Here is a 23230-nt window from a genome sequence, read left to right on the forward strand (position 1 = left end):
CCTGAGCCGGGCCCGTCGTGACGAGCTTGGCCAGGAGCGGACTTTACACTAATCTCACATCAGCCGGATAGCCCGTCCGCGCGCATCTCGTGGCTGGAAGAGCGGACCCATGACGCCCGAAGAAGTCGCCTACGCCTCGGCCGACACCGCGGCCAGCGCCGCCCCGACGCCGGTGCGCCGGCTGTCGCCGGCGCGGGTCGGCGCGCTTGTCGCCGGCCTCGCCGTCGTTGCCGCCGCGCTCGTCGCCTTCCGCACCGCGGGACCCACGACGCGCCCCGCGGCGCTGCACTCGTCGTTCCTGCCCTACGTCGACGCGACCGTCACGCCGCTGTACGCCTTCGAGAACATGCCGGCCGGCGCGTCGACCGATCTCGTCCTCGGCTTCGTGGTGGGCGCCAAGGACAACGGCTGCGCGCCCACCTGGGGCGCCGCGTACACACCAGCCCAGGCGGCGGACTCGCTCGACCTCGACCGTCGGATCGCCCGGCTGCGGCAGCGCGGCGGCGACGCCGTCGTCTCCTTCGGCGGACAGGCCAACGACGAGCTCGCGACCCGCTGCGCCGACCCGACCGCGCTGCTCGCCGGCTACCGCTCGATCGTCGAGCGCTACTCCCTCGACACGATCGACCTAGACATCGAAGGCGGCGCGGCGTCGGCTGCCGCGGTCGACCAGCGTCGAGCCCGCGCCATCGCCGCATTGCAGCGCGCACGGCGCAAGGCCGGGCACCCCTTGCAGGTGTGGCTGACGCTGCCGGTCGACCCGTCCGGCCTGACCGGCGCCGGCTGGCAGATCGTCGGGGACATGCTCGCCGCGAAGGTGACGCTCGCCGGGGTGAACGGCCTGACGATGGACTACGGCGCCTCCCGGCCGAAGTCGATGTCGATGCTCGCAGCGACCGAGTCCGCGCTCGACGCGCTCAACGAGCAGGTGCGAAGCGCCTACCAGGCGGCCGGCCGATCACTGACGACGGCGCAGGCCTGGCAGCACATCGGCGCGACGCCGATGATCGGCCAGAACGACGGGCCGGCCGACCGGTTCAGCCTCGCCGACACCCGCGCGTTGCTCGCGTTCGCGCGATCGCGGCACATGGGCCGATTGTCGATGTGGTCGGCCAACCGCGACCAGTCGTGCGGGCCCAACTACGCAGACGTGACCGTGGCGTCCAACCTCTGCAGCGGCGTCGACCAGTCCCCGAACGAGTTCGCGAAGATCCTGCACGCGTTCGGGACGTCCGCGGTCGCGGCCGACGCGCCGGCCGGCTCCAGCGGATCTGCCGACTCGAGCGGTGTCGCCGGCTCCGCCGGCTCTGCCGCCAACTCGACTGCCCCGGACCTGGGCTCGTCGACGGCCAATTCGATCGTGGACGACCCGGCCACCTCGCCGTACCCGATCTGGAACCCGGTCGTGCCGTACCAGGGCGGCACGAAGATCGTCTGGCACCGCAGCGTCTACGAGGCGAAGTGGTGGACCCGCGGCGACACCCCGGACGCGCCGGTCGCCTCGGCGGCGGACAGCCCGTGGACGCTGATCGGGCCGGTGCTGCCAGGTGAACACCCGGCGCCGACGCCGACGCTCAGCGCCGGGGTCTATCCGGCCTGGTCGGCGGCCGTCACCTACCGCGCGGGAGCGCGGGTGCTCTACCGCGGCGTCGGCTACCAGGCCAAGTGGTACACCCGCGGCGACGTGCCCGGCGAGCAGGTCAGCGACCCGGGACAGACGCCGTGGGAGTTCATCACCGGACCGGCCGCCACCTCGTCCTGACAGCGGGCGGCGGCTGACACCATGCAGCCATGACCGTCCCCCCGCCGGACTACGCCGCCGCCCGGGCCGAGGTGCTCGCCGCGCTTGCCGCGGGCGGCCCGCCGCCACCGGAGCCGGTCACCGCGCAGGCGCCGGGCGTGCTGCGGCCGGTGCCCGCGCAGTTGTCGGCGAAGCTCGCCAGCCGGGTGCGGGCCGGCCTGTCGCCCACCGGGTCCGAGCCGTCCCGGCCGCGATTGGCCAAGCTCGTCCGCCCGTCTGCCGGCCTGGTGGTGCTGGACGCGATCGTGCTCGGCGTGTGCGTGGCGCAGGGCCGGACGGCGCTCGCCGTCGGCGCCGCGTTGCTGCTGGCGCTGTTCGCCGGCGTGGCCGTCGTCGGGGTCGTGCTGACGGCGCGCGACCCGCTGCGCGTGAGCGCGGCCGACCGGTCGCAGCTCGCCGCCGCCGCGACCTGGCAGTCGTCCGCGGCCGGGCCGATCGACAGCCCGGCGCACCGGCTGGTCGCCGCGGCCGCGACCGCCGCCGAACGCGTCGCGTCGTCGCAGGCCTGGCTGGACACCCGCATCGACCTGCTGCCGGTCGATCTGTGCGCGGTGCTGGACTCGGTGGCGGCGGCGTGGGCCGCGTCGGCCGACGGCGAGCCGGCGCAGACCGCGGTCGAGCTCGTCGTGCGCCTCGTCGCGTTCGCCGACCTGCTCGAAGCGCCGCTGGACCCGGCCGCACGCGAACGGCTCGACGTGCTCGCCGACCAGTTGCGGGAGCACACGGCGCAGACGGCGCACACGGCGCGCCGCTTCGGCGAACCCTGAGCGCGGTCCGCCGCGAATTCCCAGGCAGACTGCCTACGGCAACCGCAATCCGGAAAGAGGACGCCTCGTGAGTCGCTTGCACCGCCCGAAGGCAGGCTTCTGGATCCGGCTGTGGGTCGCGCTGCTCTACCCCATCGACAGCCTGCTGTTCCGCATCCGGTGGCGCGACCTCGATCGCGTCCCGGCGCCGGACGAGGGCGGGGTGATCATCGCGGTCAACCACGTCTCGCCGGTCGACACGATCCTGATGGCACGCGCCGTGTGGCAGAGCGGTCGGGTGCCCCGTTTCATGATCAAGGCCGGCGTCTTCAGCTGGCCGATCGTGGGACGGATGATGCGCGGGTCGGGCCAGATCCCGGTCTACCGCGGCACCGCCGACGCCACGCAGTCCCTGCGGGAAGCCGTGACGGCGCTCGAGCGCGGCGAGGCCGTCGTCATCTACCCCGAGGGCACGACGACCAAGGACCCGGCGGGCTGGCCGATGCAGGCCAAGACCGGCATCGCGCGGCTGGTGCTGTTGGCGCCGGACATCCCGGTGGTGCCGATGGGCCAGTGGGGCGCGCACCAGATGGGCGGCTTCAGCCTGCGCCGGCTCGGCCGCCGGCGGGTGTCTCAACTGAGCGTCGGCCAGCCGTTGGATCTGAGCCGGCACCGCGGCAAGGAAGGGAGCCAGACAACGCTGCGCGAAATCACCGACGAGATCATGAGCGCGGTGCGCGACGAGGTCGCGGCCCTGCGCGGCGAACCCGCGCCGAGCGAGTTCTTCAAGCCGACGCGCAGCTACGTCGACAAGCGCTGAGCCGACGTCACCGGGGTCGGATCACCGGGCCGGCGTCAGAGGGCCGACCGGCGGCGGCGGGCGATCTCGGCGAGCGTCACGGCGGCCGCCACCGACGCGTTGAGCGACTCGGCGGCCGCGGCCATCGGGATCGACACCGTCAGGTCGCACGCCTCGCCGGCCAGCCGGGACAGCCCGCGGCCCTCTGAGCCGACGACGACCACCACCGGCTCCGTCGCGATCTCCAGCTCGTCCAGCGCGGTCGAGCCGTCGGCGTCGAGCCCGACGACGAACAGGCCGGCGGCGCGGCACTCCTTCAGCGCCCGGACGAGGTTGGTGACCTGGGCGACCGGCAGCCGCGCCGCCGCGCCAGCGGACGTCCGCCACGCGACGGCGGTGACGCCGGCCGAGCGACGTTCGGGAATCACCACACCGTGCGCGCCGAAGGCCAACGCCGAGCGGATGACCGCGCCGAGGTTGCGCGGGTCGGTGACGCCGTCCAGCGCGACGAGCAGCGGCGGCGTGCCGGCCTCGCGCGCCTCGGCCAACAGATCGGGCAGCGCGCGATAGCCGAACGGCGGCACCTGCAGCGCGATGCCCTGGTGCAGGATCGCGCCGGTGCGCCGGTCGAGCTCGGCGCGGCTGATCTCGAGCAGCGCGATGCCGCGGTTGCCCGCGATGCGCACCGCCTCGGTGACCCGCTCGTCGGCTTCCAGCCCGACCGCGACGTAGAGCGCGGTCGCCGGCACCTTCGCCCGCAGCGCCTCGGCGACCGGGTTGCGGCCGACCAGCAACTCCGGCTGCGGGCCGGCATCGCGCCCCGGGCGTCCGCCGCGTCGCTCGGCCGACGCGGCCCGGCGCGCGGCGGGATGTCCCTTGCGCTCCTCGGCCGGCGGCGTCGGGCCCTTGCCCTGCAGCCCGCGCCGACGCTGCCCGCCGGAGCCGACCTGCGCGCCCTTCTTCGACTTGCGGATCGCGCCGTGGCGTTGGGAGTTGCCGGCCATCAGGTCACCGTCCAACGCGGTCCGTCAGGAGTGTCCTCGAGCTTCACGCCGGCAGCGGCGAGCGAGTCGCGGATCGCGTCGGCGGACGGGTAGTCCTTGCGGGCCCGGGCCGCGGCGCGCTGCTCGAGCGCGACGGCGACGAGCGCGTCGATGACTGGCGTCTGATCCGCAGCTTCGGCGGTCCAGTCGCCCGGCCAGATGCCGAGGACGCCGGTCATCGCCGCCACCGCCCCCAACGCCTCGCGCACCGTCTCGAGCGCGCCGTCGGCCAACGCGGTGTTGCCGGCGCGCACCGTCTCGTGCAGCACCGCGAACGCGGCGGGCGTGCCGAGGTCGTCGTCGAGCGCGCGGGCGAACGCGTCCGGCGCCGAGGCGCTCGCCGCGGGGGCGCTGTCGGCGCCCGCCGCGGGGCTGTCGGCGCTCGCCGCGGCGGCGCTGTCGGCCAGCGCCGCGGAGGCCTTCTCGACGAAGTTCTCAACCCGGCGATAAGCCGTCGCGGCCTCGCCGAGCGCCTCGGCGGAGTACTCGATCACCGACCGGTAGTGCGCCGCGGCCAGGTAGTAGCGCAGCTCGACCGGCCGCCACTGCTGGACCATCTCGAGCACGCCGAGGATATTGCCGAGCGACTTGCTCATCTTCTCGCCGGCGAGGTGCACCAGGCCGTTGTGCAGCCAGTAGCGGGCGAAGCCGTCGCCCGCGGCGCGCGACTGGGCGAGCTCGTTCTCGTGGTGCGGGAAGACGAGGTCGAGGCCGCCGCCGTGGATGTCGAACGTCGGGCCGAGGTACTTCGTCGCCATCGCCGAGCACTCCAGGTGCCAGCCTGGCCGCCCGCGCCCCCATGGGGTCGGCCAGGACGCGCTGGCCGGCTCGTCCGACTTCGTGCTCTTCCACAGCGCGAAGTCGCGCGGGTCGCGCTTGCGGTCGTCGCCGACCGAGTCGCCGGCGGCATGCATCTCCTCGACGCGCTGGCCGGAGAGCTCGCCGTAGGGCGGGTAGGACCGCACGTCGAAGTACACGTCGCCGTCCGCGGCGTACGCGTGCCCGCGCTCGATCAGTCGCTGGATCAGCTCGACCATCTCCGGCACGTGCCCGGTCGCCCGCGGCTCGTAGGTCGGCGGCAGGCAGCCGAGCATTCGCTCGGCCTCGACGATGACCCGCTCGTTGCGGAACGACAGCGCCCACCACGGCTCGCCGGCGGCGGCGGACTTGGCGAGGATCTTGTCGTCGATGTCGGTGACGTTGCGGACGAACGTCACCTCGAAACCGGTGTGCGTCAGCCAGCGGCGCAGGACGTCCATGTTGATCCAGTTGCGGACGTGCCCGATGTGCGGCGGCCCCTGGACGGTGAGCCCGCACAGGTAGATCGACGCCCGGCCCGCTTCGAGCGGCTCAAAGGGTCGCAGCGACCGGGTCGCGGAGTCGTGCAGGTGCAGGCTCACGGCGCTCATCGTACGGAGCCCGCCGCTCGCAGCCGGGTCGCTCGTTACGGTGAGCCGATGACGTTGCGCCCCGAGTCTGTCGTCGTCGCGGCCGGCCGTCCGCACGAGCCGGGCGGGCCGATGAACGTCCCGATCGTGCCCAACGCGACGTACCTGGCCGACGACGGCGAGAACCGGTACGCCCGCCACGACGTCTCGCCGACCGTCGCCGCATTCGAGACCGCGCTCGGCGAACTCGAGGGCGGCCGCGCGCTTGCGTTCGCCAGCGGCATCGCCGCGGTGGCCGCGGTCGTCGAAGGCCGGCCGGCCGGCGCCGTTGCGGTCGCGCCGCGGACGGGCTACGCAGGCACGATCTCGATCTTCGACAATCAGCAGACGCTCGGCCGGATGACCGTGCGCCCGGTCGACGTCGAGGACACCGACGCGGTCCTGGCCGCGCTGCCCGGCGCGGACCTGCTCTGGCTCGAGACGGTGACCAACCCGCTGCTCGCGGTGCCCGATCTGCCTGCCCTGTCGGCCGCGGCGCACGAGGCCGGCGCGCTGGTCTGCGTCGACGCGACCTTCTCGACGCCGCTGGTGGCGCGACCGCTCGAGCTCGGCGCAGACATCGTCATGCACTCGGCGACGAAGTACCTGTCCGGCCACTCGGACGTGCTGCTGGGCGCGCTGGTCGCCCGCGACGCCGACCTGCTCGACGAGCTGCATCTGCGGCGCACTGCGACCGGCGCGATTCCCGGCGCGTTGGAGGCCTACCTGGCGACCCGCGGCATGCGGACGCTCGCGCTGCGAATGGAGCGCGCGCAGGCGAATGCGGGCGAGCTGGCGGCCCGGCTCGCCGCGCACCCGCGGGTGGCGCGGGTGCGCTACCCCGGCCTGGCTTCGCACCCTGGCCACGACATCGCGGCGCGCGACCACGCCGGCTTCGGCGCGATGATCTCCTTCGAACTCGACGGGCCGGCCGAGGCCGCCACGGCGGTGTGCGAGGCGCTGACCCTGATCAGCCACGCGACCAGTCTCGGCGGCGTCGAATCGCTGATCGAGCGGCGGGCGATGCACGACGTCGACGCCTCGTTCGGCACGCCGGCCAACCTGCTGCGGCTGTCGGTGGGGATCGAGCACGTCGAGGACCTCTGGGCCGACCTGCAGCAAGCGCTCAGCTGACCGCCGCATTCCGGGTTCAGCGGGATCAGCGGATGAGCAGGGCGGTCGCGATGGCCGCGCGGCCCTCGCCGCGGCCGGTCAGACCGAGGCCGTCGGTCGTCGTCGCCGCCAGCGACACGGGCGCGCCGATCACCGCGCGCAGCTCGGCTTGCGCTTCCGCCCGCCTCGGGGCGAGCTTCGGCGCGTTCCCGATCACCTGCACCGCGACGTTGCCGATCGTCCAGTTGGACGCGTCGAGCAATCGGACGACCTCGCGCAGCAGCGTCACGCCTGAGGCCCCCGCCCAGCGCGGGTCGTCGACGCCGAACACGCCGCCAAGGTCGCCCATGCCCGCCGCGGACAACAGCGCGTCGCACGCCGCGTGGGCGACCACGTCGCCGTCGCTGTGGCCGGCGCAGCCGTCCACGCCCGGCCATAACAGGCCGGCGAGCCAGCAGTCGCGACCTGGCTCGACCGGATGGACGTCGACGCCGACGCCGGTGCGGAAGTCGCTCACCGACCGCCCGGCGCCTTGGTGTGCGCGACCTCGATGTCGCCGTCGGCGTACCGCGCCCGCAGCACCTTCTTGTCGAACTTGCCGACGCTCGTCTTCGGCACCTCGTCGACGAACGCCCAGTTCTCCGGCACCTGCCAGGAGGCGACCTTGCCCTCGAGGAACTGCGCCAGCGTCGCCGGGTCGACGTCGCCGCGCGGCACGACGACCGCCAGCGGCCGCTCGGTCCACTTCTCGTCCGGGATGCCGACGACTGCGGCCTCGAGCACGTCGGGCGAGGCGGCCAACAGGTTCTCCAGCTCGACCGAGGAGATCCACTCGCCGCCGGACTTGATCACGTCCTTCGACCGGTCGGTGATCATGAAGTAACCGCGCTCGTCGATCGTGCCGATGTCGCCGGTGCGCAGCCAGCCGTCGTCGAACTTGTCCGGGACGTCGTCGAGGTGATAGCTGCCGGTGATCCACGGCCCGCGCACCTGGAACTCGCCCACCGCCCGGCCGTCGCGCGGCAGCACCTCGCCGTCGTCGGACACGATGCGCATCTGCACACCGGCGACGACCCGGCCGGACTTCATCCGCCAGTCCAGCTCCTCGTCGCTGCCGAACTCGACGCCGGCGGGCGGATGAGCCATGCCGCCGACCGGCGACGTCTCGGTCATCCCCCAGCCCTGGATGATCCGCAGGCCGTACTTGCGCTGGAAAGCCGTCATCAGCGACCGCGGAATCGCCGCGCCGCCGGAGGTGCCCATCCGCACCGACGACAGGTCGATCTCGCGCTGCTCGCCGACCTGCAGGATGCCGGCCCACAAGGTGGGCACCGCGGAGACGATGGTCGCCTTCTCGGCCTCGACGATGTCGACCAGGGCGGGCGGCGTCATGTGCGGCCCCGGCATCAACAGCGAGTTGCCGGCCAGGAACGCGGCGAACGGCATCCCCCACGCGTTGACGTGGAACATCGGCACGACGACGAGCGCGCGGTCGCTCTCGTTGCCGCCGGTGACCGGCAGCGGCAGCGTGCCCATGGCGTGCAGGTAGATCGAGCGGTGCGAGTACACAACGCCCTTCGGGTCGCCGGTCGTGCCGCTCGTGTAACACATTGAGGCCGCCGACTTCTCGTCCAGCTCGGGCCAGTCGTAGCTGTCGGAGGCGGCGGAGAGCAGCTGCGCCCAGGAGTGGACCGGCACCTCGCTGCCGAGCGCCGAAGTGTCGCCGGCGCCGATCACGACAAACGCCTCGACGGTCTTCAGCTGCGAGGCGATCGCGGCGAGCAGCGGTAGCAGCGTCGCGTCGACGATCACCACCTTGTCCTCGGCGTGGTTGACGATGTGCGCCAGCTGACCGGGCGGCAGCCGCAGGTTCAGCGTGTGCAGCACAGCGCCCATGCACGGCACGGCGAAGTAGGCCTCGAGATGCTCCTGGCTGTTCCAACACAGCGTGCCGACGCGGTCGCCACGACCGACGCCGAGCCCGGCCAGGGCGTTGGCCACCCGCTGCGCGTTCGCGCCGACCTCGGCGAAGGTCGCCCGCCGCGCGGGGTGGTCCGCGCCCTGCCAGGTGACGACCTCGCTGCCGCCGTACACGGTCGTGCCGTGTTCGAGCATCGCGGTGACGGTGAGCTGGAAGTCGTCCTGCATCGTGCTGGTGATCACGTCACACCCTCCATTGGGCCGATGACGGCCGAGCCTAAACCCGCGAGCGCGGCGGCGCGGGCGAGATCACCCGGCGTGGTGATCTTGAAGGACTCGTCCGCGCCGGGCACCGCGACGACGCGTCCGCCAGCGGCCTCGACGAGGCCGGCGTCGTCGGTGAGCGGCGCCCCGCGCGGATCGGCGGCGGCCCGGGCATGGGCTGCGGCGAGGACGTCGGGCCGAAAGCCCTGGGGCGTCTGCACCGCGACGAGGAAGGCGCGGTCGACGACCTCGGCCAGCTCGCCGTCGGCGCTCACGCGGCGCACGGTGTCGTGCACCGCGACGACCGGGACGACGGCGTCCGCGCCGGCGCGAACCGCGGCGACGACGGCCGAGATCACCGCGGCGGGCACGAACGGCCGGGCGACGTCGTGCACGAGGACGACGTCGTGATCGCCGGCCGCGGCGAGGTTGCCGGCCGCGGCGGCAAGGCCGGCGGCGGCGAGGCCGGCGGCGACCGAGTCCTGCCGGGTCGCTCCGCCGGCGACGACGGCTGCGGCCGGGACGAGGTCCCTCGCCTGGCCGAGCAGTTCGGACGGCGCGACCACCACCACCACGTCGACGAGCGGATGGGCGAGGAACCGCTCGGTCGCGTGCTCGAGCAACGTGCGGCCGGCGACCGCGACGAACGCCTTGGGCAGCGCGGCACCGAGCCGCCGGCCGGAACCAGCGGCAACGAGAACGGCGGCGACGGTCCGCAGACTCGTCACCGCCGTTGTCGGCAATTCAATGGGTAGTTCAGCTCAGCGGCCGAGCGCGTCACCCCATCAGGCGACGGCCTCGCCCAGCACCTCGTCGAGCACGACCTCAGCCTTGTCCTCATTCGTGCCCTCGGCGAGCGCGAGCTCGCTGATCAGGATTTGCCGAGCCTTCGCCAACATCCGCTTCTCGCCAGCCGACAACCCGCGGTCGCGATCGCGACGCCACAGGTCGCGGACGACCTCGGCGACCTTGTTCACGTCGCCCGAGGCGAGCTTTTCGCCATTGGCCTTGTACCGCCGGGACCAGTTCGTCGGCTCTTCGGTGTGCGGCGCGCGAAGCACCTCGAACACCTTGTCCAGACCCTCTTGGCCGACCACGTCGCGGACGCCCACCACGTCGGCGTTTTCGGCCGGCACGAGGACCGTGAGATCGCCCTGGGCGACCTTCAAACGCAGATAGGTCTTCTTGACGCCTTTGAGCAACCGCTCCTCGATCGCCTCGATAAGTGCGGCACCATGGTGCGGGTAGACGACGGTCTCGCCGACCTTGAAAGTCATGTGATGAAGCCCCTTTCGCTAGCTCCAGGGTAACACGCAGCACAGCCGCCGGACCGGCTGAGAAATTGTCGCAGCGCCCGGCGCATGGCCCGCGCGGGCCCCTCGCTAGGCTGTGAACCGGTTCTCGCCGTCGCGGGACCACGCGTCGAACGCCCTGCGCGTTCCCCGTTCGCCTTCGTAGGAGCCGACGTGAATGCAGAGCCGGTCGCCGCGCGCCGCGCGGCCCGCCGAGCGGGTCTGGCGGCCGTGGTGGCGGCTGCCCTGCTGAGTGCCGGATGCGCCGCCGGCCAGCACGCCCAAACCGCCGACGAGAAGACGACGCTGGACGGCACGAACGCCTCAGTCGGCGACATGGATCTGCGCGGACTCGCCATCCAGGCGCCCACTGGCAACTTCTACGCCAAAGGCAGTGGCGCGCTGCTGACCGTTGTGCTGGTCAACAACGGCGCAAAGGCCGACTCGCTCACGTCGGTGACCTCGTCCGCCATCACCGGCTGGAGCTCGTTCGCCACCCTCGCCGCCGCCCAGATCGCGCAGTCCGCGACGTCGAGCAGCGGGCCGCAGGGCAGCGAGACGGTGCCCGTCGCGCCCAACGACCGCACCCCCTTCGGCACGCCGGAGGCGAAGGGCGGCCTCCTGCTCCGGGGCCTGACCGAGCAGCTGCGTCCGGGCCAGGCGATCTCGCTCACCTTCAGCTTCGCCCGGGCCGGCATGGTGAAGGTGACGGTGCCGGTCGCGCTGTCCCCGTCGCCCGCGTCCTCCTACGTACCCGGTCCGTCGGCCGCCGGCCAGGAGCCGTAAGCGCGCAACACCTCGCGCCTGCCCGGTTCTGTCGGCGCCCGCGGTTAGCGTCGCGCCCATGACGACCGATCGCGCAGGCGGCTGACGTGCCGAAGAGCTCCGCGGTGTTCCGCTGCTCGGCCTGCGCCGCCGAATCCGGCAAGTGGTACGGCCGTTGCCCGCGCTGCGGGGAGTTCTCCACGCTCGCCGAGCAGGCGTCCACCCACGCGCCGGGCGTGCGCGCCGCCCGCTCCAGCGTCCCCACCCGTCCGGCCCGGCGGGTGGCCGACGTCGCGGGCCACGGGCCCACGGTCCGGCTGGCCACCGGCATCGCGGAATTCGACCGGGTGCTCGGCGGCGGACTGGTCGCCGGGCAGGTGTGCCTGTGCAGCGGGCCGCCGGGCTCGGGCAAGAGCACGTTGCTGCTCGCCGTCGCCGACTCCGTCGCCCGGCGCGAGGGCCGGCCGGTGCTCTACGTGTCCGGCGAGGAATCCGTCGAGCAGATCGCCCTGCGCGCACAGCGGATCGGCGCCGCCAGCGACGACTTGCTGCTCGCCGACGACACCGACCTCGCCGTCGTCCTCGGCCATATCGCCGACCTCGGCGACCAGCTGGCGCTGGTCGTCATCGACTCGGTGCAGACGATCGCCTCCGGCGAGGTCGAGGGCCGGGCGGGCGGCGTCACGCAGACCATGGCGGTCGCGCAGGCGCTCACCCGGGTCGCCAAGAGCCGCGGCCTGCCGATCCTGCTCATCGGCCAGGTGACCAAGGACTCGACCGTGGCCGGCCCGCGGGCACTCGAGCACATCGTCGACACCACGCTCAGCCTCGACGGCGACAAGCACGCGTCGCTGCGACTCCTGCGGGCGGTCAAGAACCGGTTCGGCTCGCTGGAAGTCGCCGCGTTCGAGCTGCAGGAGTCGGGCATGTGCGAGGTGCTCGATCCGAGCAGCCTGTTCCGCGAGCAACGCGCGGTGCCGGTCCCCGGCACCTGTGTCGCGGTGACCCTCGAGGGTCACCGGCCGATCACCGCGGAGATCCAGGCCCTGGTCGCCGCCGCGACGAACCCGAATCCGCGGCGGGCGGTGTCCGGGCTGGACTCCGCGCGCACCTCGATGCTGATCGCCGTCAGCGAGCGGGCCGCGCAATGCCGGCTGCACGACAAGGACGTGTACCTGGCGACGGTGGGCGGCATGCGCGTCGTCGATCCGGCCACCGACCTCGCGGTGTGCCTGGCGGTGCTCTCCGCGGGCCAGGATCAGCCGGTGCCGCTCGACCTGCTGGCGATCGGCGAGGTGGCGCTGTCCGGCGACATCCGGCCGGTGCCGATGCTCGCAGAGCGCGCGGCCGAGGCGGCCCGGCTCGGCTTCACCCGGCTGCTGGTCCCGCCGGGCAGCCGGTCGCGGTTGGGCACGCGAAACCCGCCGGCGACGCTGATCGAGGTCGCGGACCTGCGCACCGCGGAGGGCATGCTGCGCCGCGCCGGGCTGACATCGATTCGCAAATGAAATCTGCGCCGCCCTTGGCGATCCCTAGACTGCACTGAACGCAAGACGCGAGGAGCGCACGTGCCGACCACCGAACGCGACGAGGCGCTGCGCGGCGTCCTCGCCACGGTGGCGCCCGGCACCTCGCTGCGTGACGGTCTGGAACGGATCCTGCGCGGCAACACCGGCGCCCTGATCGTGATCGGCGCGGACGCCACCGTGCAGAGCCTGTGCACCGGCGGATTCCCGCTCGACGTCGAGTTCTCCGCCACCCGGCTACGGGAGCTGTGCAAGATGGACGGCGCGGTCGTGCTGAGCGCCGACGGCGGCCGGATCGTCCGGTCGGCGACCCATCTGATGCCCGACCCATCCGTCCCGACCGAAGAGTCCGGCACCCGGCACCGGACGGCGCAGCGTGTCGCGCTGCAGACAGGATTTCCGGTCATCTCGGTGTCGCAGTCGATGCGGATCATCAGCCTGTACATCGGCGACGGCCGGTACGTGCTGGAGAGCAGCGCGGAGATCCTGTCGCGGGCGAACCAGGCGATCGCCACACTCGAGCGGTACAAGATGCGACTCGACGAGGTGTCGCAAGCGCTGTCCGCGCTTGAGATCGAAGACCTCGTCACCGTGCGGGACGCGGCGATCGTGTCGCAGCGGCTGGAGATGGTGCGCCGGATCGCCGACGAGGTCACCGGCTACGTCGTCGAGCTGGGCACCGACGGCCGGCTGCTGGCGCTGCAGTTGGACGAGTTGCTCGCGGGCACCGACGCCGACCGCGAGCTGATCGCCCGCGACTACGTGCCCAACGGCCAACGGTCCCGCTCGTCGGCCACGGTGTTGCGCCAGCTCGCCGACTTGTCCGCCGTGGACCTGCTCGACCTCACCCAGGTCGCGCAGGCGATGGGCCTGCCGAACACGCCCGAGGCGCTCGACGCCGCGGTGAGCCCACGCGGCTATCGCCTGCTGGCCCGAGTGCCGCGCATCCCGCCCGCGCTGGTCGATCGCGTGGTCGAGCATTTCGGCGGCCTGCAGAAGCTGCTCGCGGCCTCCGTCGAGGATCTGCAAGTCGTCGACGGCATCGGCGACGTCCGGGCCCTGGCCGTGCGCGAGGGGATTTCCCGGCTGGCCGAAGTGTCGATCATCGAGCGGTTCAACTGAGGCGAGACCTCCCCGCTTCCCACACCGCGCGGTCGAAAAAGAGAGATCAACATCGACCACGAGGGGTGACAGGGCCTCAGCTTTGCGCGCCCGGGCGGGTCAGCTGATCGAGAATTGGGCGGCCTTGCCGGTTCGCCCGGCGAGCAGCGCGTACAACGTGTACGTGCCCGCGCCGACCCGCTGCCTGGTCCCCGCGCACTTCGGCTCCGAGCTCAGCCCGGACCAGTTGATCGCCACGCGCACCGGCGTAGCCGGTGCGAGCGTGCGCAGGGCGGCACCGGGCTGGATCTTGCAGTCGTGGCTGCCCCACACCCGGGACTCGCCGTTGTAGACCCGCAGCTCGACCTGGCTGTCGGCGAGGTTCTGCACGCACGGAGTGGCGGCGGTGTCGGTGACCTGCAACTGGAGCACCGGTTTGTCGCCGACGTGATAGCTCGTCGCGGCGGGCACCGCCTGCACCGCGAGATCCTTTGCCCGGCAGGCGGCAGCTGGCGCGGCGGGCGGCGCGGAGGAGGACGCAGGCCCCGAGTGCTGCGCCGAGTTCCCGCTGGAGCTGCGGCCGACCGACGACGCCTTGGCGGGTGCGGAGGTGGTGGACGGTGCCCGCTTGCTCGAAGTGCTGGGCGCGGACGCAGGCGTGGACGCGGGCGTGAAAGACGCGGTGGGCGGCGGCGTCGTTCGCGGCGCCGCCGATTGCTTGGCGGCCGAACTCGCCCGCATGGCGTTGACGGTGAGCACGACCAGCACCAGCACGACGATGATCGAGGCGATGAACACCAGCCGACGGCGCCAATACACCGACGGGGGCTGCGGGCCGACAGGGTGAAACATGACTCCACCACGCTAACCCGCGGCGTGGCCGGCGCCGCGCAGACGCACCGCGCCGATCCGCCGCGCAGACCCGACGCGCACGGCCTCAGCTGGGCCGAGCGGCCGGCGCGCCCGTCTTGCTGCGCGGCGCGCAATGACCGGCGCGTCAGCCGGGGCCGAGCGTCCGCCGCGGCGTGCGAGGATCGGCGGCGATGGCAGCCGCGTCCGACCTCGCCGGCCCGCTGCTGGGCTGGTACGCGGCGAGCGCGCGGGACCTGCCGTGGCGCCAGCCCGAGACTTCGCCGTGGGCGGTCTTGGTCAGCGAGGTCATGCTGCAGCAGACGCCGGTGCAGCGCGTACGACCCGTCTGGGCGGCGTGGCTGGCGCGGTGGCCCACGCCGACCGCGCTTGCGGCGGACGCTCCGGGCGATGCGGTCCGGATGTGGGGCAAGCTCGGTTACCCACGCCGCGCGCTGCGGCTGCACGGGTGCGCGGTCGAGTTGCGCGACCGCTTTCGCGGCGAGGTGCCCGACGATGTCGATGCGCTGCTGTCGCTGCCCGGCGTCGGCGCGTACACGGCGCGGGCGGTGTCGGCGTTCGCCTTCGGCCGGCGCGTGCCGGTCGTCGACACGAACGTCCGGCGGGTGGTCGCCCGCGCGGTCGCCGGTCAGGGCAGCGCCGGGCCGCCGTCGACCAGCCGCGATCTCGCGGCCGTCGAGGCGCTGCTGCCGGCCGACGCCGCAGTGGCTGCGCGGCTGAGCATCGCCCTGATGGAACTCGGGGCGCTGGTGTGCGTCGCCGGGACGCCGTGCTGCGCGGCATGTCCACTGGCGGACCGGTGCGCGTGGCTCGCCGCCGGCGCGCCGCCGTACGCCGGGCCGAGGCCGCGCCCGCAGCGCTTCGCCGGCACGGACCGCCAAGTGCGCGGGCTATTGCTGGACGTGCTGCGCGGCGCCGACGGTCCGGTGGGCAAACCAGCGCTGGACCTCGCCTGGCGCGAGGGCGTCCAGCGCGAACGCGCCTTGGACGGCCTGATCGTCGACGGTCTCGTCGACCCGCTGCCCGACGGCCGTTACGCCCTCCCCGGCGGCTGACCCCGACCCCTCACAAGTTGTCCTCGCTTCGTCGGCCCAGGCACCGACCGAGCGAGGACAACTCGCGGTGGAGTGGGGCCGGACGGGCGAATGCGACGGGGCCCCGGACGCGACTTGCGTTCGGGGCCCGGTCGGGTGGTGCGGTGTCAGTCGGCGGAGATGCCGGCCGGCGGGACGTCCGGCACGAGCGCGGACGGCTTCGGCTCACCGCGGAAGGTGAACGTCTCCGGGCCGTCCTTGCGCAACGGGTCGACCGGCGCGCTGTCCACGACGATGATCTGGCCCGGCGACAGCTCGCCGAACAAGATCTTCTCGCTCAACGGGTCCTCGATCTCGCGCTGAATCGTGCGGCGCAACGGCCGGGCGCCCAGCGAGCGGTCGTAGCCCTTCTTGGCCAGCAGCGCCTTGGCCGACGACGTCAGCTCCAGGCCCATGTCCTTATTGCGCATCTGGGTGTCCAACCGCGCCGTCATCAGGTCGACGATCTGCACGATCTCGTCCTCGGTCAACTGGTGGAACACGATGATGTCGTCGATGCGGTTGAGGAACTCCGGCCGGAAGTGCTGCTTGAGCTCGTCGTTGACCTTCTGCTTCATCCGCTCGTAGCCGCTCGCCTCGTCGTTGGACGCGGCGAAACCGAGGTTGCCGATCGACTTCGAGACGTCGCGGGTGCCGAGGTTGGTGGTGAGGATGAGCACCGTGTTCTTGAAGTCGACGATGCGGCCCTGGCCGTCGGTCAGCCGACCGTCCTCGAGCACCTGCAGCAGCGTGTTGAAGACGTCCGGGTGGGCCTTCTCGACCTCGTCGAAGAGCACGACGCTGAACGGCTTGCGGCGCACCTTCTCGGTCAACTGGCCGCCCTCGTCGTAGCCGACGTAGCCGGGAGGCGCGCCGACCAGGCGCGAGACGGTGTACCGGTCGTGGAACTCGGACATGTCGATCTGGATCAACGCGTCGTCGTCGCCGAACAGGAACGCCGCGAGAGTCTTGGACAGCTCGGTCTTCCCGACGCCGGACGGGCCGGCGAAGATGAACGAGCCGCCGGGCCGCTTCGGGTCCTTCAGGCCGGCCCGGGTGCGCCGGATGGCTTGCGAGACGGCCTTGATCGCCTGCTCCTGGCCGATGACGCGCTTGTGCAGCTCGTCCTCCATGCGCAGCAGCCGGGCGGTCTCCTCCTCGGTGAGCTTGAAGACCGGGATGCCCGTCCAAGTGGCCAGGACCTCGGCGATCTGCTCGTCGTCGACCTCGGCCACGACGTCGAGGTCGCCGGCCTTCCACTCCTGCTCGCGCTTGCCCTTCTCGGCGAGCAGGGTCTTCTCGCGGTCGCGCAGCGAGGCGGCCTTCTCGAAGTCCTGCGCGTCGATCGCGGACTCCTTCTCCCGACGCACGTCGGCGATGCGCTCGTCGAACTCGCGCAGATCCGGCGGGGCGGTCATCCGGCGGATGCGCATGCGCGCGCCGGCCTCGTCGATGAGGTCGATCGCCTTGTCGGGCAGGAACCGGTCGCTGATGTAACGGTCGGCGAGCCCGGCGGCCGAGACGAGCGCGGCGTCGGTGATCGAAATGCGGTGGTGCGCCTCGTACCGGTCGCGCAGGCCCTTCAGGATCTCGATGGTGTGCGCGACGCTCGGCTCGCCCACCTGGATCGGCTGGAAGCGCCGTTCGAGCGCGGCGTCCTTCTCGAGGTACTTGCGGTACTCGTCGAGGGTGGTCGCGCCGATCGTCTGCAGCTCGCCGCGGGCCAGCATGGGCTTGAGGATGGAGGCCGCGTCGATCGCGCCCTCAGCCGCGCCGGCGCCGACGAGGGTGTGAATCTCGTCGATGAACATGATGATGTCGCCGCGGGTGCGGATCTCTTTGAGCACCTTCTTCAGGCGCTCCTCGAAATCGCCGCGGTAGCGGGAGCCGGCGACCAGCGAGCCGAGGTCGAGGGTGTAGAGCTGCTTGTCCTTCAGCGTCTCGGGCACCTCGCCCTTGACGATCGCCTGGGCCAGGCCCTCGACGACCGCGGTCTTGCCGACGCCCGGCTCGCCAATGAGCACCGGGTTGTTCTTGGTGCGCCGGCTGAGCACCTGCATGAGGCGCTCGATCTCTTTCTCGCGGCCGATGACCGGGTCGAGCTTGCCCTCGCGCGCGGCCTGGGTGAGGTTGCGGCCGAACTGGTCGAGCACCAGCGAGGTGGACGGCGTCGCCTCGGACGCGGTGCCCGCCGGCTCCTTGCTCTGATAGCCGTTGAGCAGCTGGATGACCTGCTGGCGGACCTTGTTCAGATCGGCGCCGAGCTTCACCAGCACCTGCGCCGCGACGCCCTCGCCCTCGCGGATCAGCCCGAGCAGGATGTGCTCGGTGCCGATGTAGTTGTGGCCGAGCTGCAGGGCCTCGCGCAGCGAGAGCTCCAGCACCTTCTTGGCCCGCGGGGTGAACGGGATGTGCCCGCTCGGCGCCTGCTGGCCCTGGCCGATGATCTCCTCGACCTGCTGGCGCACGGCTTCGAGCGAGATGCCGAGGGACTCCAGCGCCTTGGCGGCGACGCCCTCGCCCTCGTGGATCAGCCCGAGCAGGATGTGCTCGGTGCCGATGTAGTTGTGGTTGAGCATCCGGGCTTCTTCTTGAGCCAGGACGACAACCCGACGCGCGCGGTCGGTGAACCGTTCGAACATCTTCCCAGCTCCTTCATTCCGCGCCATCTGTCAATGCGAGCATTGCGGTCGAACCCTTTACGACTGTAGTCGCAGCAGGCGACAAGCCGGGTTTCGCCGAGGTCTCGCCCACCTCTGAGGATCGGCGGCGAGACCACGGGGATGAGCTCGTGCGACACCCCGCCGGCGCTGCTGGCGGCGGCCGCTACCGAGTCAACGATCGAAAGCGCCCGGCAATGCCCGCTTCGCTGTGGGCGAACGCCAGCTCCGCGGCACTGGATACGCTCAGCCGATGCCGGATATCGAGCTGGGGCACGTTCCTGGCGGATCGCAGCGCTTGCAGGGCTACCTCGCCGTTCCCGACGGCGCCGGCCCCTGGCCCGGCGTCGTCGTGGTGCACGAGATCTTCGGGCTCACCGACGTCGTGCGCCGGCAGGCCGACCGGCTGGCCGCCGCGGGTTACCTCGCACTGGCGCCAAACCTGCTCAGCGACGGGCGGCGCTGCGTCGTCCGTGCGGTCCGCGCGTCGATGACCGGCCGCGGCGAGTCGATCGCCGACATCGACGCGGCCCGCGAGTTGCTGGCCGGCCGGGACGACTGCACCGGCAAGCTCGGCGTGATCGGCTTCTGCCTGGGCGGCGGCTTCGCGCTGGTGACCGCGAACCGCGGCTTCGCCGTGTCTTCGGTCAACTACGGCCAGCTGCCGAGGAACGCCGAGCGGGCGCTGACCGGCGCGTGCCCGATCGTGGCCAGCTACGGCGCGCGGGACGTGTCGCTGCGCGGCGCCGCGGCGAAGCTCGACACCGTCCTGACCAAGCTGGACGTCGAGCACGACGTCAAGGAGTACCCGAGCGCCGGGCACAGCTTCCTCAACGACAGCCTCTTCGGGCCGGCGCCGCTGCAGGCGGTGCAGCGGATCGCGCGGGTGGGGCCGGACCCGCAGGCCGCCCCGGACGCCTGGCGCCGGATCGAGGAGTTCTTCGCCGCGCACCTGCGCGGTTGACCGCGAGCATCGGTCCAGCGCCGATGTAGCGCAGGTCTAGCGCACCGCGATCAGGTCTGTGCGTTGTAGGCGTCCAGGATGTGCGCCGGGATGCGCCCCTTTTCGCCGATCTTGTGCCCGTTGCTGCGGGCCCATTCGCGGATCGCCTGGGTCTGCTCGCGATCGCCGCGGGCCGCCCGGGACCGCCGCGCCGTCGGCGTGGAGCGGGCGCCGTTGCTCGCCCGGCCGACCCGCCGGCCGTTTGCGACGTAGGTCGCCAAGGCGTCACGCAGACGCGCGGCGTTGTCGGCCGACAGATCGATTTCATACGTCGCGCCGTCGATTCCGAATGTGACGGTCTCTTCGGCGACGCTGTCGTCCAGGTCGTCGATGAGCTGGACGATGTGCTTCTGCGCCATTCGCGCAATTCCCTTCACGACGTGCCCCTGCAGTACGTGCACGACACTACCGCCCGCGCCGGGAAATCCTCGCCAATTGGCTCCCGGTCAGGCGGCTTCAATCCGCGGCGGGTTTGAGCAGCGGAAAAAGAATCGTCTCCCGAATTCCCCGGCCGAACAGGATCATCAGCAATCGGTCCACGCCGAGGCCCATTCCGCCGGTCGGGGGCATGCCGTGCTCGAGCGCGCGCAGGAAGTCCTCGTCGAGCTCCATCGCCTCCGGGTCGCCCTTCGCCGCCGCCAGCGACTGCTCGACCAGACGGCGCCGCTGCTCCACGGGATCGACGAGCTCGGAGTACGCGGGGGCGACCTCGACGCCGCCGATGATCAGGTCCCAAGCCTCGGCGAGCCGCGGATCGTGGCGATGGGGCCGGGCCAGCGGCCGGACGGCCACCGGGTAATCCCGGACGAACGTCGGCGCCATCAGCGTGTGCTCGACGAGCTTCTCGTACAGCTCGAGGACGATCTCGCCAGCCCCCCACTCCGGCCGCACCGCGACGCGGCGCGCCTCGGCGTGCCGACGCAACGTGTCCGGCGCGGTGTCCGGCGTGACCTCCTCGCCGACCGCTTCGGCGACGAGCTCGTACACGCCGACCGTGCGCCACTCGCCGGTCAGGTCGATCTCGACGCCGGACAAGCTCGTGCCGCCGGCGACGCCGAGCGCGTCCGCGGCGTCCACGATGAGCGCGCGGGTCAGCTCCGCCATCGTGTCGTAGTCGCCGTAGGCCTCGTACGCCTCCAGCATTGTGAATTCGGCCGAGTGGCTCGAGTCGACGCCCTCGTTGCGAAACGTCCGGCCGATCTCGTAAACCTTCTCGATTCCGCCGACGACGCACCGCTTGAGATACAGCTCCGTGGCAATTCGCAATGACATGTCGATGTCGAACGCGTTCAGGTGCGTGGAAAACGGCCGGGCCGCCGCGCCGCCGTGCACCAGTTGCAGGATCGGCGTCTCGACCTCGACGTAGCCGCGGTCGCGCAGCGTCGCGCGCAGCGAGTGCAGCACCTCGGCGCGGCCGGTCACCATCCGGCGCGCCTCGGGCCGAACGATGAGATCGACGTAGCGCTGCCGCATCCGCGTCTCGTCCGACAGCGGCTTGTGCGCCACCGGCAGCGGGCGCAGCGCCTTCGCGGTGAGCCGCCACGCGTCGGCCAGCACCGACAGCTCGCCACGCTTGGACGAGATCACCTCGCCGTGCGCGAACACCAGGTCGCCGAGGTCGATATCGGCCTTCCATGCGGCCAGGGACTGCTCGCCGACGCGGTCCCGGGAGAGCATGATCTGCAGCTCCGCGTCGCCCTCGCGCAGCATGGCGAAGCAGAGCTTGCCGGTGTTCCGGACGAAGATCACTCGGCCGGTGACGCCGACAACCTCGCCGGTGGCCGCGTCCGCCGCGAGATCAGGATGGGCGGAGCGCACGTCGGCCAGCGACGTGGTGCGGGCGACGCCGACCGGGAACGGCGCCGTCTCGGGGTCCGCCATCAAGCGGTCGTACTTGGCACGACGAATCCGCAGCTGCTCCGGCAGGTCGTCGGGGCCGGCGTCGCCGTGCTGGTTCACGCACCCAACCTAGTCAGCGACGCCGAGCGTGAATGCGCAGCCAGCAGGCCGTGCCGATCCGCGTCTCGTCGGGCAAGGTAGGCAGCATGATCGAGCCACCGAGCGAGGCGCAGGGCGTGTCTCTCATCGGTCTGCGCAAGACGTTCGCCGGCCCGCAGGGGCCCATCCGGGCCGTCGACGGCGTCGACGTGCGCATCGCGCCCGGCGAGACGGTCGCCTTGCTCGGCCCCAACGGCGCCGGGAAGTCCACCACCATCGACCTGATGCTCGGCCTGGGAAGGCCCGACGCGGGCGAGGTGCGGCTGTTCGGCCGCACCCCGCAGGTCGCCGTCCGGGCGGGCATGGTCGGCGCGATGCTGCAGGCCGGCGGGCTGCTCGCCTACCTCAGCGTGCGCGAGCTGCTGACGATGCTCGGCTCGTTCTACCCGCGGCCGCTGCCGGTGGACGAGGTGCTGACCGTCACCGGCCTCACCGAGGTGGCCGGGCAGCGGACCGACCGGCTCTCCGGCGGCCAGACCCAACGCGTGCGCGCCGCGATGGCGTTGGTCAGCAATCCCGACCTGCTGGTGCTCGACGAGCCCACCGTGGCCATGGACGTCGAGGGCAGGCACACCTTCTGGCAGGCCGTCCGGGCGTTCGCTCGCGGCGGCAAGACCGTCCTGTTCGCGACGCACTATCTGGAAGAGGCCGATCAGTACGCCGACCGCATCATCCTGATGGCGCACGGCCGGATCGTCGCCGACGGGCCGGCCAACGAGATCAAGGCGAGCGTCGGCGGCCGGACGCTGCGGGCAACGCTGCCAGGCGCCGATCTCGCCGCGCTCGCCGCGCTGCCGGGCGTGACGACGGCGGACAGCCGCGGCGACGCGGTGACGCTCGCCTGCGCCGACTCCGACGCCGCGATCCGCGCGCTGCTCGCCGACTACCCGGGCGCCAGGGACATCGAGATCAGCAGCGCCGGGCTCGAGGCCGCGTTCCTCGCCCTCACCGGCGATCACACCGACCAACCCGCCGACCCGGCCCCGGCGCAGGAGCGCGCGCGATGAACGCGACGTACCTGCGCTACGAGATGCTTCGGCTGTTCCGCAACCGGCAGAGCTTCGTCGTCTCGCTGATCGTGCCGCTGGTCGTGTTCTTGACCGTCGGGATCCCGAATCGAACCGAGAAGATCGTCGGCGACGTGACCGTCGGCCGCTACTACCTCGCCGGCATGATGGCCCTCGGCACGATGGCGGCGATCTTCGCCGGCGGCGCGCGAATCGCGCTGGAACGACAGAACGGCTGGAACCGCCAGCTGCGGCTGACGCCGCTGCCGGCAGGCGCCTACATCCGGACGAAGCTGGCGACGTCCTACCTGCTGGCGTTTCTGGTCATGGTGCTGCTGACGATCGCCGCGCTGGCGATCGGGGTGAGCCTGCCGGCGGCGCAGTGGGCCGAAGCAATCGGGCTCGCGCTCGTCGCGCTGATCCCCTTCGCGGCATTCGGCATCGCCCTGGGCCACCTCATCCGGCCGGACGCGCTCTCGCCGGTAATCGGCATCGGGGTGTCGTTCTTCGCGATCCTCGGCGGCGCGTACTTCCCGATCGGCGGCACGCACGGCTTCATGCACGACTTCGTCCGGCTGCTCCCGTCGTTCTGGCTCGCGCAGGCCGGCAAGAACGGCATCGGCGGGGAGTCGTGGACAACGGAAGCGTGGATTGTCGTGGCGGCATGGTCGGCAGCCCTGGGCGCCCTCGCCGCGTGGGCCTATCGACGCGACACCCGCCGCGTGTGAGCCCGATTCGCAGCGCGGGCGCGCGGCCGCCGCTGCTCGCGCTTGTCACCGCGTTCGACCGGCTAGTTGATCTCCGGAGGCGGTCAATCGGGGT

At 72.1% G+C, this 23230-nt stretch carries 21 protein-coding genes; 11 read left to right on the plus strand and 10 right to left on the minus strand.

The genetic code is table 11. The features are described from left to right. Window positions 1-109 precede the first annotated feature (109 nt). From ACFFBG_RS16715 to ACFFBG_RS16725, 3 genes are all read left to right on the plus strand, one after another. Window positions 110-1762: a chitinase gene (locus ACFFBG_RS16715; protein WP_375480690.1), complete on the plus strand. Its 1653-nt coding sequence runs from the start codon at window positions 110-112 to the stop codon at window positions 1760-1762. A gap of 29 nt (window positions 1763-1791) precedes the next feature. Beyond that, window positions 1792-2568: a hypothetical protein gene (locus ACFFBG_RS16720; RefSeq protein ID WP_375480691.1), complete on the plus strand. Its 777-nt coding sequence runs from the start codon at window positions 1792-1794 to the stop codon at window positions 2566-2568. 67 nt (window positions 2569-2635) lie between these two features. Beyond that, on the plus strand, window positions 2636-3367 hold the full coding sequence (locus ACFFBG_RS16725; protein WP_375480692.1) for a lysophospholipid acyltransferase family protein: 732 nt from the start codon (window positions 2636-2638) through the stop codon (window positions 3365-3367). A gap of 35 nt (window positions 3368-3402) precedes the next feature. Here ACFFBG_RS16725 and rlmB read toward each other — a convergent pair whose 3' ends face one another. Both rlmB and cysS read right to left on the minus strand, forming a co-directional pair. Continuing rightward, window positions 3403-4350, minus strand: coding sequence for a 23S rRNA (guanosine(2251)-2'-O)-methyltransferase RlmB (gene rlmB / locus ACFFBG_RS16730; RefSeq protein ID WP_375480693.1), 948 nt, complete (start codon window positions 4348-4350; stop codon window positions 3403-3405). Then, entirely contained in the window at window positions 4350-5789 is a 1440-nt protein-coding gene (cysS, locus tag ACFFBG_RS16735; protein ID WP_375480694.1) for a cysteine--tRNA ligase, read from the minus strand. Before cysS ends, rlmB begins: the two co-directional genes overlap by 1 nt. Before the next feature lie 57 nt (window positions 5790-5846). Between cysS and ACFFBG_RS16740 the strand changes: the two genes are divergently transcribed. Next, window positions 5847-6950 (plus strand): trans-sulfuration enzyme family protein, encoded by a 1104-nt coding sequence (locus ACFFBG_RS16740; protein WP_375480695.1) that lies wholly within the window; start codon window positions 5847-5849, stop codon window positions 6948-6950. A 25-nt stretch (window positions 6951-6975) separates the two neighbouring features. Here ACFFBG_RS16740 and ispF read toward each other — a convergent pair whose 3' ends face one another. Genes ispF through ACFFBG_RS16760 form a run of 4 tightly spaced genes read right to left on the minus strand, consistent with a single transcriptional unit; the run spans window position 6976 to window position 10390 of the window. Continuing rightward, window positions 6976-7446, minus strand: coding sequence for a 2-C-methyl-D-erythritol 2,4-cyclodiphosphate synthase (ispF, locus tag ACFFBG_RS16745; RefSeq protein ID WP_375480696.1), 471 nt, complete (start codon window positions 7444-7446; stop codon window positions 6976-6978). Beyond that, the gene (locus tag ACFFBG_RS16750; protein ID WP_375480725.1) at window positions 7443-9089 is read right to left on the minus strand and encodes a long-chain fatty acid--CoA ligase; all 1647 of its coding nucleotides are present in this window, start codon (window positions 9087-9089) and stop codon (window positions 7443-7445) included. The genes ispF and ACFFBG_RS16750 overlap by 4 nt, the downstream gene beginning before the upstream one ends. Continuing rightward, window positions 9089-9841, minus strand: a complete 753-nt coding sequence (gene ispD / locus ACFFBG_RS16755) for a 2-C-methyl-D-erythritol 4-phosphate cytidylyltransferase (RefSeq protein ID WP_375480697.1) — start codon at window positions 9839-9841, stop codon at window positions 9089-9091. The genes ACFFBG_RS16750 and ispD overlap by 1 nt, the downstream gene beginning before the upstream one ends. 57 nt (window positions 9842-9898) lie before the next feature. Further along, window positions 9899-10390: a CarD family transcriptional regulator gene (locus ACFFBG_RS16760; RefSeq protein WP_375480698.1), complete on the minus strand. Its 492-nt coding sequence runs from the start codon at window positions 10388-10390 to the stop codon at window positions 9899-9901. 189 nt (window positions 10391-10579) lie between these two features. Between ACFFBG_RS16760 and ACFFBG_RS16765 the strand changes: the two genes are divergently transcribed. The 3 genes from ACFFBG_RS16765 to disA all read left to right on the plus strand — a co-directional run bounded on the left by ACFFBG_RS16765 (window position 10580) and on the right by disA (window position 13818). Next, window positions 10580-11191, plus strand: a complete 612-nt coding sequence (locus ACFFBG_RS16765) for a hypothetical protein (RefSeq protein WP_375480699.1) — start codon at window positions 10580-10582, stop codon at window positions 11189-11191. Between the two features lie 86 nt (window positions 11192-11277). Beyond that, window positions 11278-12678 carry a DNA repair protein RadA gene (gene radA, locus ACFFBG_RS16770; protein WP_375480700.1) on the plus strand — a complete coding sequence of 467 codons (1401 nt, stop codon included), beginning with the start codon at window positions 11278-11280 and terminating at the stop codon, window positions 12676-12678. A 3-nt stretch (window positions 12679-12681) separates the two neighbouring features. Continuing rightward, a complete protein-coding gene (disA, locus tag ACFFBG_RS16775) occupies window positions 12682-13818 on the plus strand; it encodes a DNA integrity scanning diadenylate cyclase DisA (protein WP_375480726.1) in 1137 nt (378 codons plus the stop codon). A 99-nt stretch (window positions 13819-13917) separates the two neighbouring features. On the opposite strand, the gene ACFFBG_RS16780 is transcribed toward disA, so the two are convergent. Continuing rightward, a complete protein-coding gene (locus ACFFBG_RS16780; protein WP_375480701.1) occupies window positions 13918-14649 on the minus strand; it encodes a hypothetical protein in 732 nt (243 codons plus the stop codon). Between the two features lie 191 nt (window positions 14650-14840). On the opposite strand from ACFFBG_RS16780, the gene ACFFBG_RS16785 reads away from it, so the two are divergent. Beyond that, complete coding sequence (locus ACFFBG_RS16785) at window positions 14841-15722, plus strand: A/G-specific adenine glycosylase (protein ID WP_375480702.1); 882 nt, start codon at window positions 14841-14843, stop codon at window positions 15720-15722. A 146-nt stretch (window positions 15723-15868) separates the two neighbouring features. Here ACFFBG_RS16785 and ACFFBG_RS16790 read toward each other — a convergent pair whose 3' ends face one another. Continuing rightward, window positions 15869-18382 carry an ATP-dependent Clp protease ATP-binding subunit gene (locus ACFFBG_RS16790; protein ID WP_375480703.1) on the minus strand — a complete coding sequence of 838 codons (2514 nt, stop codon included), beginning with the start codon at window positions 18380-18382 and terminating at the stop codon, window positions 15869-15871. Between the two features lie 271 nt (window positions 18383-18653). On the opposite strand from ACFFBG_RS16790, the gene ACFFBG_RS16795 reads away from it, so the two are divergent. Then, window positions 18654-19364, plus strand: coding sequence for a dienelactone hydrolase family protein (locus ACFFBG_RS16795; RefSeq protein ID WP_375480704.1), 711 nt, complete (start codon window positions 18654-18656; stop codon window positions 19362-19364). Between the two features lie 50 nt (window positions 19365-19414). On the opposite strand, the gene ACFFBG_RS16800 is transcribed toward ACFFBG_RS16795, so the two are convergent. Beyond that, on the minus strand, window positions 19415-19804 hold the full coding sequence (locus ACFFBG_RS16800) for an Lsr2 family protein (protein WP_375480705.1): 390 nt from the start codon (window positions 19802-19804) through the stop codon (window positions 19415-19417). Window positions 19805-19859: 55 nt separating this feature from the next. Beyond that, the gene (lysS, locus tag ACFFBG_RS16805) at window positions 19860-21362 is read right to left on the minus strand and encodes a lysine--tRNA ligase (RefSeq protein WP_375480706.1); all 1503 of its coding nucleotides are present in this window, start codon (window positions 21360-21362) and stop codon (window positions 19860-19862) included. 86 nt (window positions 21363-21448) lie between these two features. Between lysS and ACFFBG_RS16810 the strand changes: the two genes are divergently transcribed. Both ACFFBG_RS16810 and ACFFBG_RS16815 read left to right on the plus strand, forming a co-directional pair. Next, window positions 21449-22408 carry an ABC transporter ATP-binding protein gene (locus ACFFBG_RS16810; RefSeq protein ID WP_375480707.1) on the plus strand — a complete coding sequence of 320 codons (960 nt, stop codon included), beginning with the start codon at window positions 21449-21451 and terminating at the stop codon, window positions 22406-22408. Beyond that, window positions 22405-23136, plus strand: coding sequence for an ABC transporter permease (locus ACFFBG_RS16815; RefSeq protein ID WP_375480708.1), 732 nt, complete (start codon window positions 22405-22407; stop codon window positions 23134-23136). Before ACFFBG_RS16810 ends, ACFFBG_RS16815 begins: the two co-directional genes overlap by 4 nt. Window positions 23137-23230 lie beyond the last annotated feature (94 nt).

This window comes from uncultured Jatrophihabitans sp., from assembly GCF_964251945.1.
Classification (GTDB): Bacteria; Actinomycetota; Actinomycetes; order Mycobacteriales; family Jatrophihabitantaceae; genus Jatrophihabitans.

What these genes read in the sequence shown, in the direction of transcription:
- rlmB (WP_375480693.1), bottom strand. Translation starts at nt 4,350, where the DNA reads ATGGCCGGCAACTCCCAACGCCACGGCGCGATCCGCAAGTCGAAGAAG.
- ACFFBG_RS16810 (WP_375480707.1), top strand. Translation starts at nt 21,449, where the DNA reads ATGATCGAGCCACCGAGCGAGGCGCAGGGCGTGTCTCTCATCGGTCTG.
- ACFFBG_RS16815 (WP_375480708.1), top strand. Translation starts at nt 22,405, where the DNA reads ATGAACGCGACGTACCTGCGCTACGAGATGCTTCGGCTGTTCCGCAAC.
- ACFFBG_RS16715 (WP_375480690.1), top strand. Translation starts at nt 110, where the DNA reads ATGACGCCCGAAGAAGTCGCCTACGCCTCGGCCGACACCGCGGCCAGC.
- ACFFBG_RS16760 (WP_375480698.1), bottom strand. Translation starts at nt 10,390, where the DNA reads ATGACTTTCAAGGTCGGCGAGACCGTCGTCTACCCGCACCATGGTGCC.
- ACFFBG_RS16790 (WP_375480703.1), bottom strand. Translation starts at nt 18,382, where the DNA reads ATGTTCGAACGGTTCACCGACCGCGCGCGTCGGGTTGTCGTCCTGGCT.
- ACFFBG_RS16785 (WP_375480702.1), top strand. Translation starts at nt 14,841, where the DNA reads ATGGCAGCCGCGTCCGACCTCGCCGGCCCGCTGCTGGGCTGGTACGCG.
- ACFFBG_RS16780 (WP_375480701.1), bottom strand. Translation starts at nt 14,649, where the DNA reads ATGTTTCACCCTGTCGGCCCGCAGCCCCCGTCGGTGTATTGGCGCCGT.
- ACFFBG_RS16795 (WP_375480704.1), top strand. Translation starts at nt 18,654, where the DNA reads ATGCCGGATATCGAGCTGGGGCACGTTCCTGGCGGATCGCAGCGCTTG.
- ACFFBG_RS16720 (WP_375480691.1), top strand. Translation starts at nt 1,792, where the DNA reads ATGACCGTCCCCCCGCCGGACTACGCCGCCGCCCGGGCCGAGGTGCTC.
- ACFFBG_RS16740 (WP_375480695.1), top strand. Translation starts at nt 5,847, where the DNA reads ATGACGTTGCGCCCCGAGTCTGTCGTCGTCGCGGCCGGCCGTCCGCAC.